This window comes from Pseudarthrobacter sp. NIBRBAC000502770, assembly GCF_006517815.1.
GTDB classification, from domain to species: Bacteria; Actinomycetota; Actinomycetes; order Actinomycetales; family Micrococcaceae; genus Arthrobacter; species Arthrobacter niigatensis.
Map to the genome: position 1 here is coordinate 587167 of NZ_CP041198.1, position 13925 is coordinate 601091.

At 66.1% G+C, this 13925-nt stretch carries 10 protein-coding genes; 3 read left to right on the top strand and 7 right to left on the bottom strand.

What is annotated here, in order from left to right:
* Nucleotides 1–50: 50 nt before the first annotated feature.
* The 6 genes from NIBR502770_RS03090 to NIBR502770_RS03115 form a co-directional block, all read right to left on the bottom strand.
* Nucleotides 51–758, bottom strand: a complete 708-nt coding sequence (locus NIBR502770_RS03090) for an ABC transporter ATP-binding protein (RefSeq protein WP_141181007.1) — start codon at nt 756–758, stop codon at nt 51–53.
* Between the two features lie 2 nt (nt 759–760).
* Nucleotides 761–2200 (bottom strand): ABC transporter permease, encoded by a 1440-nt coding sequence (locus tag NIBR502770_RS03095; RefSeq protein WP_141181008.1) that lies wholly within the window; start codon nt 2198–2200, stop codon nt 761–763.
* A 199-nt stretch (nt 2201–2399) separates the two neighbouring features.
* Complete coding sequence (locus NIBR502770_RS03100) at nt 2400–3494, bottom strand: sugar-binding protein (protein ID WP_141161233.1); 1095 nt, start codon at nt 3492–3494, stop codon at nt 2400–2402.
* Nucleotides 3495–3543: 49 nt separating this feature from the next.
* Complete coding sequence (gene mmsB / locus NIBR502770_RS03105) at nt 3544–4827, bottom strand: multiple monosaccharide ABC transporter permease (RefSeq protein WP_018761952.1); 1284 nt, start codon at nt 4825–4827, stop codon at nt 3544–3546.
* Nucleotides 4828–4872: 45 nt separating this feature from the next.
* Nucleotides 4873–6432: a multiple monosaccharide ABC transporter ATP-binding protein gene (gene mmsA, locus NIBR502770_RS03110; protein ID WP_141161232.1), complete on the bottom strand. Its 1560-nt coding sequence runs from the start codon at nt 6430–6432 to the stop codon at nt 4873–4875.
* Between the two features lie 131 nt (nt 6433–6563).
* Nucleotides 6564–7754 carry an ROK family transcriptional regulator gene (locus tag NIBR502770_RS03115; RefSeq protein ID WP_141161231.1) on the bottom strand — a complete coding sequence of 397 codons (1191 nt, stop codon included), beginning with the start codon at nt 7752–7754 and terminating at the stop codon, nt 6564–6566.
* A gap of 228 nt (nt 7755–7982) precedes the next feature.
* Here NIBR502770_RS03115 and NIBR502770_RS03120 point away from each other — a divergent pair, with 228 nt between their 5' ends.
* Entirely contained in the window at nt 7983–8840 is an 858-nt protein-coding gene (locus NIBR502770_RS03120; protein ID WP_141161230.1) for a nitrilase-related carbon-nitrogen hydrolase, read from the top strand.
* A gap of 7 nt (nt 8841–8847) precedes the next feature.
* Here the strand turns inward: NIBR502770_RS03120 and NIBR502770_RS03125 are convergent, their stop codons facing one another.
* The gene (locus NIBR502770_RS03125; RefSeq protein ID WP_141161229.1) at nt 8848–10452 is read right to left on the bottom strand and encodes a PucR family transcriptional regulator; all 1605 of its coding nucleotides are present in this window, start codon (nt 10450–10452) and stop codon (nt 8848–8850) included.
* Nucleotides 10453–10745: 293 nt separating this feature from the next.
* On the opposite strand from NIBR502770_RS03125, the gene NIBR502770_RS03130 reads away from it, so the two are divergent.
* Nucleotides 10746–12176, top strand: a complete 1431-nt coding sequence (locus NIBR502770_RS03130) for an amino acid permease (protein WP_371416511.1) — start codon at nt 10746–10748, stop codon at nt 12174–12176.
* Nucleotides 12173–13909, top strand: a complete 1737-nt coding sequence (locus NIBR502770_RS03135; protein ID WP_210418906.1) for an NAD(P)/FAD-dependent oxidoreductase — start codon at nt 12173–12175, stop codon at nt 13907–13909. The genes NIBR502770_RS03130 and NIBR502770_RS03135 overlap by 4 nt, the downstream gene beginning before the upstream one ends.
* Nucleotides 13910–13925 lie beyond the last annotated feature (16 nt).

Genomic DNA, 13925 nt, shown 5'->3' on the forward strand with positions numbered 1-13925 from the left:
GGGGCCAAGGGCTGGAGCGCAAGCCCCTGCCCTTGGCCCTCTTCCGTGGGTCAGGCGCTGGCGGCGACGGCGGTCCGTCCCCGGACCGGCTCTTCCGTCAGCTTGCCCTGCTGCAGCCGGAACCGGCGGTCGGTCTTGTTTGCCAGGACCCTGTCGTGGGTGACCACCAGGATGGTGGTGTTGTGATCGCGGCTCAGCGAGCTGAGGAGTTCGATGATGTGGTCACCCGTCTGCTCATCCAGGTTGCCGGTGGGCTCGTCCGCCAGGATCAGCTTCGGCTCGTTGGCCAAGGCGCGGGCAATGGCCACGCGCTGCTGCTCGCCGCCGGAGAGCCTGTTGATCCGCCGGTCGTGCTTGGACGGATCAAGCTGCACCTGTTCCAGCAGTCCCTTGGCCCGCTCCAGCCTGTCGGACTTCCGTTTTCCGGCGAATTCCATGGGCAGCATGACATTGTCTACGGCGGACAGGTTGGGGATCAGGTTGAACTGCTGGAATACGAACCCGATGTCCCGGCGCCGGTATTCCGTCAGCTTGCTGTCCGGCAGATTGGCCAGGCTAACGCCGTTGACGACGACGTCCCCGCTGGTGGGCTTGTCCAGCGCACCAAGGAGGGACAGCAGGGTGCTTTTGCCGCTTCCGCTCTTGCCCACGATCGAGGCGAGGGTGCCCTGTTCCAGGACGAAGCTGACATCGTTGACCGGCTTGATGGTGCGGTCACCGGAGTTGAAGGTGCGGACCAGGTTCTTGACTTCAATCATGGCTATTCTCCTCGCAGGACTTCGATGGGACGGATGCGCGCGGTAAGCAGCGCGGGGATCAGGGCGCCGATGATGGCGACGCCGAATACGGCAGCGATTCCGCCGGCGATCACCTCCGGGGACGCGCTCGCGGTGACCGAGTTCAGCAGCTGGGAGGCGCCGCCGAAGGGTCCGCCCTGGGTGCCGCGGACGCTTCCCCCACCCGCGGCGGCCGGGAAGTTGCGGCCGGCGGTGGCCGTGGAGTTACTGCTGATCAGGGCCGAGGCGATGCCGCCGCTGGCGAAGGATGCGATCGCTGCCCCCACTGCGCTGCCCAGGGCCGCGAGGACCAGCGCTTCGAGGACGAACTGCAGGCCGATGGTGCGGTTGGGTGCGCCAATGGCCTTCAGGACACCGATTTCGCGGTGGCGCTCGCGGACCAGCATCACCATGATGAGCAGGAAGATCAGCCCGGCGGTGCCCAGCGCGGCGACAAAGGCGATGAAGGAGATGTTCTTGACGCTGTCAAGGGAGCTGACTGCGGTCTGCAGGTTCTGTCCCTGGGTAACGTCCGCCTTGCCGGTGCCGAGCGCGGCCTGCAGGGCAGCCTTGGCGGTGGCGACGTTATCCATTGAATTGACCGTGACGATCATGCTGGACAGCTCACCGGGCGTCCCCGCGAGTGTTTGGGCCGTGGGGAGTGTGACGTAAACAGCGTTGTTGCCAAAGGCCGTTCCGGCGTCGAACAGTCCGGTCACCGTGTAGGCCTGGTCATTGATGGTGAAGCTGGAGCCGACGGAGAGGCCGTTCTTCTCCGCCAGGGTGGTTCCCAGCAGAGCCCCGGTGGAGGCTGCCGAGTAGTCGCCCAGTCCGGTGCCCTGGGTGATGTTCAGGGCTTTGCCGGTGGTGTCCACCTCGGCGCCGATGCCCGTGGCGGTGATCGGCAGGGAGCGGACGGGCTGCTGGGTGGTGCCGGTGGACCCGGTGGTTCCATTGGCCTGCTGGTTGCGGTTGCCCAGGGTGCCGGCATCCACCGCAGCGGTGAGGCTGGTGGTCAGGGTGGCCGCAGCCTGGCCACCGGGGCCGCCCTGTCCGGTCTGGCCACCCGGCCCGGCCTGGCCGGTCCCGCCTGCGGCCGCCTGTGCCGCGGCTGCGTCCGCGTTCCTCAGCCTGAGGGAGGAGGTCCCGACGACGGCGCTGACGTTCGGCACGCCGGCGGCGGTGGCTGCCTGGTCGGCTGTGAGGGGTTCACCGCCGCCTTCGAAGCCTTGCCCGCCGGCGGGGTTGACGGTCAGGACGGTGCCGACGGAGGCGTTGAGCTCCTGCACCTTCGCTCCGACCGCCTGGTTCGCCACCAGCATGGCCAGGGCCAGGCCAATGGCGACGGCCAGCACCGCTACGACTGCTGCGGTGCGGACCTTGTTTCTGAAGGCATTGCCTACGCTTCGGGCAAGGACGCTCACGTTACTCCTAGGACTCAGGTGCCGGCGCGTGGGGCCGGCTTCGCATCAACCCTCGCCGGGCATCCTGTGCGGGAATCCGGCCACACCTGTGCCTGGCCTGTGAAGGGTGTTGCTGCTGGGGCAGGACGCAGGAAAGCCCGGTCCTTTTGAAGGACCGGGCTTTCCGTTCGCCGGCGGGAGCCGGCTTTGCCTGTCGGTATTACTTGGTGATCGGGCCGAGTACGGGATCGTCCGTGTAGGCGGTCTTGACGTTGGCGGAGGTCACGATGACCGGCTCCAGCAGGTAGGCGGGAACCACCTTGTTGCCGTTGTTGTAGGACTTGTCGTCGTTGACCTCGGGCTTCTTGCCGGCCTGCAGGTCCTTGACCATGGTGATGGCGTGCTCAACCAGCTTGCGGGTGTCCTTGTTGATGGTGGAGTACTGCTCGCCTGCCATGATCGACTTGACCGACTCAACCTCGGAGTCCTGGCCGGTGACAACCGGGATCGGCTTGCCGGCAGCCTTGACCGAGGTCAGGATCGCGCGGGCCAGGGTGTCGTTCGGGGAGAGGACGCCGTCCACGTTGGCGGTGGTGTAGCTGCCGCTGAGCAGGGTGTCCATGCGGCGCTGGGCGTTTTCAGCCTTCCAGCCCTGGGTCACGGCCTGCTCGAAGCTGTTCTGCCCGGAGACGACCTTCAGGGTGCCGTCGTCGATCTTGGGCTTCAGGACGCTCATGGCACCGTTGAAGAACACCTTGGCGTTGGCGTCGTCGGGGGAACCGGCGAACAGTTCGATGTTGTACGGACCAGCCGGCTTCTTGGCCTTGAGTCCGTCCAGCAGGGCCTGGCCCTGGAGAACGCCGACCTTGAAGTTGTCGTAGGCCACGTAGTAGTCCACGTTGGCGGTGTTCAGCAGGAGGCGGTCGTAGGCGATGATGGTGGCGCCTGCGTCTTTGGCCTGCTTGAGCTGGGTACCCAGCTGGGAACCGTCGATGGCGCCTACGATGATGACCTTGGCGCCCTTGGTAACCATGGCGCTGATCTGGTTCTGCTGCTCCGAAACGCCGCCGTTGGCGAACTGGACGTCAGCCTTGAACCCTGCGCCGTTCAGGCCGTCGTTGAACAGCTTCTCGGCCAGGACCCAGTTCTCACTGGTCTTCTGCGGAAGCGCGACGCCGATGGAGGAGTTCTGGTCGAATCCCGCGGCACCGCTGCTGGAACCACCGGAGGGTTCCGAGCGTCCACAGCCCGTCAGCGCCAGTGCTGCGATGGCAGCAACCGCTGCGGCCTTCCCTGCTTTACCAAACATTCGCATTGTTGGTTCTCTTTCTTTGTGTGATGGAACAGTATTCAGGCTGCAAACTTCAGGCTTCCCTGGCGATCGCTTCCTTGGTGGAGGTGGTTTCGTCAGGCTGGATGGGGCCGCTGGGGCCGGCGGTGTTCCGGTTCATGTTCCGGGTCAACATGCCGATAATGGACCGCTTGCCCTGCGACTTGTTGTAGACGTCGAAAGCGACAGCGATCAGGAGCACCAGCCCCTTGATGATCTGGGTGAGGTCGGCGCCGACACCCAGGAGCTGCAGGCCGTTGTTGAGCACTGCCATGACCAGGCCACCAATGATGGAGCCGACCACGGTACCCACGCCGCCGGTCACTGCCGCGCCGCCGATGAAGACTGCAGCGATGGCGTCCAGCTCCCAACCCACGCCGTCAAAGGGGCCGGACGCTGTGGAGCGGCCCACGAAGATCATGCCGGCCAGGCCGGCCAGGATGGACATGTTCATCATGACCAGGAAGTTGACCTTCTTGGACTGGACACCGGAAAGCTCTGCTGCGTGGCGGTTGCCACCGACAGCGTAGACGTGGCGGCCAACGACCGTGCGCGAGGAGATGAAGCCGTAGATCAGGACCAGCACGGCCAGGATCAGGCCGGGGATGGGGAACGAGGTCCCGGGCCGGCCCGTGGCGAACAGGTACGTGGCGTAAAGGATGGCGGCGCAGATCAGCACCAGTTTCACCACGGTCACCCACATCTCGGGGACGCCTGCGCCGAGCGCCTTGGCGCGTGCCCTGGCGCGGAGTTCGCCCACGACGACGAAAACAGCAACGGCGATGCCCATCAGGAGTGTCAGGTTGTTGAACCCGGTGTCCGGTCCTACCTCAGGAAGGTACCCGGAGCCGAGGTACTGGAAGTCTTCCGGGACGGGAATGGTGTTGGACTTGCCCACGAACTGGTTGAAACCGCGGAACAGGAGCATGCCGGCCAAGGTGACGATGAAGGCTGGGATGCCGACGTACGCGGTCCACAGGCCTTGCCAGGCTCCGATCAGGGCTCCGAGCAGCAGGCCCAGGAGTACGCCCGCATACCAGGGGATTCCCCAGTCGCGGATGGCCAGGGCGACGCTGACCCCGACAAACGCCGCGACCGAACCGACGGAGAGGTCGATGTGGCCGGCGATGATCACCAGGACCATGCCGATGGCCAGGATCAGGATGTAGGAGTTGCCGTTGAAGAGGTTGATGACGTTGCCCGGAGTGAGGGTGCGGCCGTCGGTGAAGATTTGGAAGAAAATGATCAGCGCAACCAAGGCGAAGATCATGCCGAATTGGCGGGTGTTGCCGCCAAACAGCTTTTTGAGGGCGTTCATGGTGTCAGTCCTTGTGTCCGGAAGGTTCTGGGGTTTGCCAGAAGGTCAGGCGGCTTTTCGGGTAGCGGAGGTCATCAGTTTCATCAGGCTTTCCTGGCTGGCCTCGTCTTTGTTCAGGACACCGGTGATGGCGCCTTCGAAGATGGTGTAGATGCGGTCGGACAGGCCCAGGAGCTCGGGTAGCTCCGAGGAGATGACGATGACGCCCTTGCCCTGGTTGGCCAGCTGCTGGATGATCCCGTAGATCTCATACTTGGCGCCGACATCGATGCCGCGGGTGGGCTCATCCAGGATCAGCAGGTCCGGGTCCGTGAACATCCACTTGGCCAGGACCACCTTCTGCTGGTTGCCGCCGGAGAGCTTGGCGACGCCTTCCTCGACGGAGGGCGTCTTGGTGCGCAGCGACTTGCGGTACTGCTCCGCAACCGTGAATTCCTGGTTGGCGTCCACCACGAAGTTGTGGCTGATCTTACGAAGGTTTGCCGCCACGGTGGTGGTCTTGATGTCGTCAAGGAGGTTCAGGCCCAGTGATTTGCGGTCCTCGGTGACGTAGCCCAGGCCGGCGTCAATGGCATGCCTGACGCTCTTGAGGACCACTTCCTTGCCGTCCTTGTAGATGTGGCCGTCGATGAAGCGGCCGTAGGACCGGCCGAAGACCGAGCGGGCCAGTTCCGTGCGTCCGGCACCCATGAGCCCGGCGAACCCGACGATTTCGCCACGGCGGACGAAGAAGTTCGAGCCCTTGCAGACCAGGCGGTCCTGGATGGCCGGGTGGCCAACGGTCCAGTCCTTGACCTCGAAGAACACCTCGCCGATCTTGGGGGTGTGGTCCGGGAACCGGGATTCCAGCGTCCGGCCCACCATGCCCTTGATGATGCGGTCCTCGTCCACGCCGTCCTTCTTGACGTCCAGCGTCTCGATTGACTTGCCGTCGCGGATGATGGTGATCGAATCGGCCACCTGCTCAATCTCGTTGAGCTTGTGCGAAATGATGATCGAGGTGATGCCCTTGGCCTTCAGGCCCAGCATCAGGTCCAGCAGGTGCTGCGAGTCCGATTCGTTCAGCGCCGCGGTGGGCTCGTCCAGGATGAGGATCTTCACGGACTTGTTCAGCGCCTTGGCGATTTCCACCAGCTGCTGCTTGCCGACGCCGATTTCCTTGATGGGGGTGTCGGGATCGTCGCGCAGGCCGACACGGGCCAGGAGGTCCAGGGACCGGAGGCGGGCCTCGGCCCAGTCGATGATGCCGCGCTTGGTGGGCTCGTTGCCCAGGAAGATGTTCTCCATGATGGACAGTTCGGGGATCAGCGCCAGTTCCTGGTGGATGATCACGATGCCGGCGTGCTCGCTGGCCCGGATGTCCCGGAACTGCTGGACCTGCCCCTGGTAGACGATATCGCCGTCGTAGCTGCCATACGGGTACACGCCGGACAGGACCTTCATGAGGGTGGACTTGCCGGCCCCGTTTTCGCCGCAGATGGCGTGGATCTCGCCTGCCTTCACCCGGAGGCTCACATTCGACAAGGCTTTAACGCCGGGGAATTCCTTGGTGATGGACCGCATCTCAAGGATGACCGGGTCCGCGTGCGTGGTCTGGGACGTCATGAGCCCTAACCCTCCAATGCAATGACTTCTTTGTCCGGCCGGCAAAGCGCAGGGCCGTCTGAACCAAAAGTAAACTGGATCACAGCTGTTGTCGTCAAGTCTTTAACGCAATTGCTGGATAACGAAATGGTCTAGGGCTTCCGGATACCGGCATGCTGGAACACCAGGGCGGCGGCGCCAAGGGCCTCCGCACGGTCGCCGAGCGAGGACATGGCGAGGGTGGTGGTCTCACCGATGACCGGTACCGCATGACGGACCAGGCCCCGCCGGATGGGGTCCAGCAGGATGTCTCCCAGGCCTGCCAGCGGGCCTCCCACCACGATGACCTCAGGGTTGATCAGGTTGGCCACATTGCCCAGGGCGCGCCCCACTGCGAGCCCCGCATCATCCACGACGCGCAGCGTTGCCGAGTCCCTGTTCAGTGCCTTGCGGACAATGTCCGCCGGTGTCATGGGCCGGTCCTCACCGCGGCTGAGGAGCTCGATCATGGTGGTGGTGGAGGCGATGGTTTCCAGGCAGCCGCGGTTGCCGCAGCGGCATACCAGCCCCTGTTCGTGGATGGTGGCGTGGCCTATCTCGCCGGTGATTCCCACGTTGCCGTAGTAGGGGGCGCCATTGAGGATCAGGCCGGCGCCGATGCCCGATCCGATCTTCAGGAACATAAGGTTGCTGACCCCCGAGTGCTGCCCCCAGGTCACTTCGGACCACGCGCCCAGATTGGCGTCATTGTCAACAAAGACGGGGATTCTCAAGGTTTCCTCAAGATGCTGCAGGATGTTGATGCCCACCCACTCGGGGAGGATTGCGCCCTGCGCCACCGTTCCCGTCCGGCGGTCTATGGGGCCCGGAATGCCGACGCCGGCCCCCACCACGGACGTGCGCTCCACGCCGCTTTCGCGCAGCAGTTTCTCCAGCAGGGACACCGCTGCCTGGATGCCGTCGTCCGCCTGGTGGCCCAGCGGGAGCATGACCGATTCTTCGGCTATCACGTGGTAGCTAAGGGAGGCCAGGACCACGCGCAGGTGCCGTCGGCCGAAATCGATCCCCACAGCCACGGCGCCGTTGCTGTTCAGCCGCACGTTCAACGCCCGCCGCCCGGAACTGGTAATCGGTTCGGTGGATGCCAGCCCCGAATCCAGCATGATCCTGACGATATTGGAAACAGTTGCCGTGGACAGCCCGGTCTGCCGGGCCAGCTCCGCCTGGGTGGACGGGCCGCCCATCAGGGTCTCGATGATCCGCTGCTGGTTCTGCTGCCGCAGGGCGGACTGCGATCCGGGGTTCTTAGGTTTGCTCCTCGTTGAGCGCGTAGTTGCGGACATGCTAAGAAGATTGCCCTACCGCTCCGCTTGTAGTCAAGAAGTTAACGCAAGGGTGGGTCGGGGAGCGGTGGAAGAAGTGGGGAGCGCCGCCGTGCATTCCGTCCCGGCGTCCAGCGCGGCGGGTCCAAACGACCCGCCAGCCACTGCTTGCGGCTGGCTAGGCTGGAAGACGGAAACAACCCCTGCCCCTCCACCTCCGCGTGGACAGGCACAACGAAGGTGGTAACGATGCTGCTGTCCGTCCTGCAGGCCAACGCCGTGGTCCTGGACATCGAGGCCAATCTCCGGACCGTGGACCAGGCTGCCCGCCAGGCCGCGCAGGCCGGCGCCCACCTGCTGCTCACGCCGGAGCTCTTTCCCGTGGGCTACGCTCCGCTGCGGCTGCGCCGCGACCTTGATCCGGCGGCGATCCCCGCGGTCCGCGAACGGCTGGCCGGGATCGCCCGCAGTACCGGGGTCGCGCTCGTGTACAGCCTGCCGGCACCGGCAGGTGGTGAAACGGAGTCCGCCGGTGGCACTGGATGGCACATTTCAGCCACCCTGGTGGATGCCGGAGGCAGGGAAATCCTCACCTACGCCAAGGTGCACCTCTTCGGCGATGAGGAACGCAGGGCATTCGTCCCGGCCTCGCAACCTCCGGCCGTGGTGGATTTCCACGGCATCCGCACCTCTCTGCTGATTTGCTATGACATCGAGTTCCCCGAGGCCGCGCTGGAGGCTGCTGCCCGGGGCGCCGAACTGGTCCTGGTGCCCACCGCGTTGTCTGCGGGCTTCGAGGCGGTACCGCAGGTGCTCATCCGCGCCCGGGCGCTGGAAAGCCAGCTCCACGTGGCCTATGCAAACCACTGCGGAAGCGAGGACGCCTACATCTTCGGCGGTGGAAGCGTGGTGGCGGGACCTGACGGTGCGCTTCTTGCCGAGGCGGCGGACGGCCAGGCGCTGTTGTTTGCCGAGGTGGGGGCGGAGGCGGTCCGCGCCGCGCGGGAGGTGGTGCCGTACCTGCGGGAACGCCGGCCCGGGGTATACCGGGAGTGGGAGGCGGACCGGCCGCAGGAACGGGGCCTGCCCGGGAATGGCCGGCCCTAGGCTGCGGTCAGTCCGCCCCGGCCACGCCGTCTGCGTATTGCAGCGCGATCCACAGTTCTGCGCGCACCTGTGCCTGGTTAAGGTCCATCTGCAGCAGTTCGCCCAGGACGCCGATCTGCCGGCGCACACTGTTCCGGTGCAGTCCCAGCAGTTTGGCGGAGGCATCCCAGCTGCCGTTCTCGCTGAGCCAGCCCCGGAGGACGGCCAGCAGTGGGTGGCGCCGGTCAGGTTCCAGTGCCAGGACCGGCTGGAGGAGGCGTTCGGCCAGCAACGTGCCGGCCTCACGGCCCAGCAGCCCGGTCACGGACCAGGACACCTCATCGGCCCGGACGCTCCGGCCGCTGCGCTGGACCTGGCTGCGCAGGGAGGTGGCGCGCTGGTACGCGGCAGACAATCCGGTGAGCTCGGTCGGTTCGCCGATCACCAGGCGCCACCCCAGCCTCTCCACATCTGCGAGCAGGGCATCGTCCACCCTGAGCCGGGTCACGGCGGCGAACCCGTAGTCGGTGACCTCCACGAGCTTTGTGTCAAGCATCCGGCGCCACTGCAGCAGCTCCCGGACCGGGCCGTCACCCGCAGGCCACTGGGGCGCCTCGACATTGATGCCCTGCACGACGCGCATGGGCGCGGACCGGGTGGAGGAAAGGCTCTGTGCCAGCAGGTCCTTGAGGCCGTTGAGGTGCCGGGTGCTGCCCGCAGCGAGGCTTTCGGGGTGCAGGAGGACGGCGGTGGCCAGCTGGCTCGGCGCCAGCGACCCGCTGGTGCGCTGCCGCACCAGCAGCTCGAGCAGTCCGACGGCGGACTGGACCACATTGTTCTGCGCAGGCGTCAACGGAGCGTCGGAGCCGAGAATCAGGGCGCCGAGGTTGGCGTCCTTGGTACTGCGCAGGGGATGGCCCACCACCAATGCAGATCCCGGCTGGTCAAAGCCGTCCATCTCCACCCTCGGCCCCCGGCCGGACAGCAACCGATCGAGCATGGGTTCCAGGAGGGAGAGGTCGACGGCGGTGCTGCCGCCGTCACTGGTGCCCCGGGCCCGGACCCGGCCGTCCGCGCCTACCAGGACCGCCCACACGGGGACGCGCTGGACCAGCGCGGCCAGGAGTTCATGCTCAGGCCGGGGGGAGAGGACGGCACGCATGAGTTGCCGGTTGGTCTCCGCGAGTTGCCGGAAAACCCGGGCATTGTCGGTTTCCAGGAGTTGTGAGAACTGGAGGCCGATCGCGGCAAAAGGAAGGGATTCCGGCACCTCGAACAACGTGAGGTTGTGCCGGCGGCAGGCCTCCACCACCACGTCGGGAACGGCATCGAAATAGGGCCGGATCCCGAATCCCAGCGCCGCCACCTTGGCCTGGACCAGCCGCCGGACATACGCATCCACCCGTGCCGGCGTGCCGCCCCCGCCAAGGAAGGGGAGTCCGGCGGTGAGCAGGAACTCACCCTCCGGAAGGTAGGGAGTGGGGTCCTCCAGCTCGCTGGGCTCCACCCAGCGCAGGAGACGGCCGCCACTGCCGCCGTCGTGAAGGAGTTTCAATAACGGCGGCAGCTGGTCAAGGAACTGCTGCAGCGTGACAAAACTCAGCGGTCCGGACTCCCCTGGCTCAACCGTCATGGGTGCCTCCGGCGCGGGCCGGATCCCGGCAGCCGCGGCCTCCGGCGGCCGCAGGTGCCGGATTGCGGGATCCGCCGCGCTTGTGCATAAAGTCTCACGGTGGATCACTATAAGTCATTTTGCACCAGGTTGAGAGTTGGCTCACATGCGAGTGTTGGTGAGGGGAAACCGACAACTACTCTGAAGGGACGTCAACGGTGACTGTGCCTGTGACCACCGAAAAGCCCACTGCGCCAAGCCCGGTACGGCCCGGCCTCCAGGCCCAGCTGCTGCGGCGTAAACCGATAGGACAAATGGTCAGCGAAGCCGAAGGCGGCGAAGGCGCCCCAAGGCTGCTCCGCAGCTTTGGCGTCCTGCACCTGACCATGATCAGCGTGGGGGCCACCCTGGGGACCGGCATCCTGGTGATCCTCGGCGAATCGGTGCCCCTTGCCGGGCCCGCCATCTGGATCTCCTTTGTCATTGCCGGCCTTGCCGCCCTGCTCTCCGCCGTCTCCTATGCCGAGATGGCGGGCCTGGTCCCGGTGGCGGGCTCCAGCTATTCCTACTCGTACGCCACCCTGGGCGAAGGCATGGCGTGGATCTGCGGTTGGTGCCTCGTCCTGGAATACGCGGTGTCTGTGGCCGCGGTGGCGGTGGGCGCCGGCCAGTATGTCAACGAGACGCTGGCGGCGTTCGGGCAGGTGCTGCCCGACGCAGTAGCCCAGCCGCCCGGCGATGGGGGACTGGTCAACGTTCCGGCGGTGGCCATCGTGGTGCTGGCCATGGTCCTGCTGGTCCGCGGAGCCCGTGAGAGCGCCCGGATCAACACGGCCATTGTCATCGTCAAAGTGGGCATCCTGCTGTTCTTCTGCGCCGTTGCCTTCACCGCCTTCAATGCCGGCAACTTCCAGCCGCTCCTGCCCATGGGCGCGGCCGGTGTCTCCGCCGCGGCCTCCAGGGTGTTCTTCTCCTACATCGGCTTCGATGCCGCCTCCACTGCCGGCGAGGAAGCCCGGGACCCCAAGCGCGACCTTCCCCGCGCCATCCTGCTGTCCATGGTGATCGTCACCGGCATCTACGTCCTGGTGGCGGTTGCTGCCATCGGTGCCCGCCCCTGGGGCTGGTTCGACGGCACCGAGGCCGCCCTGGTCCAGATCCTGGAGGAGACCACCCACCAGCCGTGGATCGCCCTGGTCTTCTCCGTCGGCGCTGTCCTCGCGATCGCCAGCATCGTGCTCACGGTCCTTTACGGGCAAACCCGGATCCTGCTGTCCATGTCGCGGGACGGGCTGGTCCCCAAGGTCTTCGGCCGCGTCTCCTCCCGGACCGGCACCCCGGCCGCCGGAACGCTCATTGTGGGTACCGCCGTCGCGCTCACCGCAGGCCTGGTGCCGCTTGGAGCCCTGGCCGACGCCACCAGCATCGGAACCTTGTTCGCGTTCGCACTGGTGAACATCGCCGTCATCCACCTGCGCCGCAACCGCCCGGACCTGAAGCGGAGCTTCCGGGTGCCGCTGTACCCCATCACTCCCGTGCTGGGCACGCTCATGTGTGCCTACCTGATGGCGAACCTGGGAGCCGATACCTGGGTCGTCTTCGGGGCCTGGATGCTGGTGGGCATCGCCATCTACTTCGGCTATGGACGCCGGAACTCCAAGGTAGCGGCGCTGAGTGAGCTCGACTACCGTGAACTGACCGCCAAGGCCCCGAGCCAGGAACCTGTGAAAGCAGAACAACCATGACCATCGCCACCGAACTGCCTGCCTTCGACCCCTCCAGCACCTCCACGCCGCCGGCGGACGCGGCCGGACGCGGCGCAGGCGGGCAGGCAGCGCCCATCACCATGCTGAACCCCGATTTCCCGTTCAGCTACGACCACTACCTGGCCCACCCGGACGGCCTGGGCACCGTCCCGCCGGAGCTGTACGGCGCGGAGGTGGCCGTCATCGGCGCCGGTCTCTCCGGCCTGGTGACCGCCTATGAACTCATGAAACTCGGGCTCCGGCCGGTGGTCTACGAGGCGGACCAGATCGGCGGGCGGCTCCGAACAGCTGCCTTCCCCGCAGCGTCGGGCGTGGTGGCGGACCTGGGCGGAATGCGGTTCCCGGTCTCTGGGAAGGCGTTCTACCACTACGTGGACCTGCTCGGGCTGGAAACGCAGGACTTCCCCAACCCCCTCGCCGAGGCAACGTCCAGCACCGTAATCGAGCTGGCCGGCAAGAAACACTATGCCGAAAAGCCGAGCGACCTGCCGCCGTTCTTCCGCGAAGTGGCCGAAGCCTGGAAGGCAGCAGTCAATGACGGCGCCAAGTTCGTGCAGATGCAGGACGCCATCAAGGCGCGGGACATGCCCAGGATCAAGGAACTCTGGAACGAACTGCTCCCGCTCATGGATGAACAGACCTTCTACGGTTTCATCGCCGCCAGCGATTCCTTCAAGAAGGCAGGGTTCGCCCACCGAGAGGCCTTCGGCCAGGTGGGGTTCGGCACCGGCGGCTGGGACACCGACTTCCCCAACTCCATCCTGGAAATCCTCCGCGTGGTCTACACCGACGCGGACGACCAGCACCGGCTGATCCGCGGCGGAGCGCAACGCCTGCCCGAGGCACTCTGGCAGCACGCGCCGTCGGACCTGGTGCACTGGCCTGCGGGCACCTCCCTGGCCTCGCTGCACTCGGGCTCGCCGCGCGGCGCCGTGGGGAAGATCAGCAGGGACCCTGACGGCAACCTGCGGGTCCGGGAGCGCTGGGGCCGCGAGGCCAGCTACCCGGCCGTGGTGACCACCTGCCAGTCGTGGCTGCTGTCCACCCGGATCCACACGGAGGAGGCCCTGTTCCCGGCCGAGCTCTGGACCGCCATGGAGAAATCGCACTACATGCAGTCCTCGAAGACGTTCGTGATGGTGGACCGGCCGTTCTGGAAGGACGTCGACCCGGAAACGGGCAACGAGGTCCTGTCCATGACCCTGACGGACAGGCTGAACCGGGCCACCTACCTGCTGGACAACGGCCCAGACCAGCCCGCCGTCATCCTGCTCTCCTACACCTGGAACGACGACGCGCTGAAGTGGCTGGCCCTGGACGCCGACGAACGCGTGGAACTGATGCTGCACTCGCTTGAACAGATCTATCCCGGCGTGGACATCGCCGGGCACATCGTGGGCCAGCCCATCACCGTGTCCTGGGAGGCGGACCCCAACTTCATGGGCGCCTTCAAGGCCAACCTCCCCGGCCACTACCGCTACCAGCAGCGGGTGTTCACCCACTTCAAGCAGGACAAGCTGCCGGAGTCCCAGCGCGGCATCTTCCTGGCCGGCGACGACGTCTCCTTCACCGCCGGCTGGGCGGAAGGCGCGGTCACCACGGGGCTGAACGCGGTGTGGGGCGTGGTGAAGCACCTGGGCGGGTCCTCGGCGCCCGGAAATCCCGGCCCGGGCGACCTGCTGGACGAGTTCGGGCCGATCAGCCTGGACTGATCCAGGCCGGACTTGG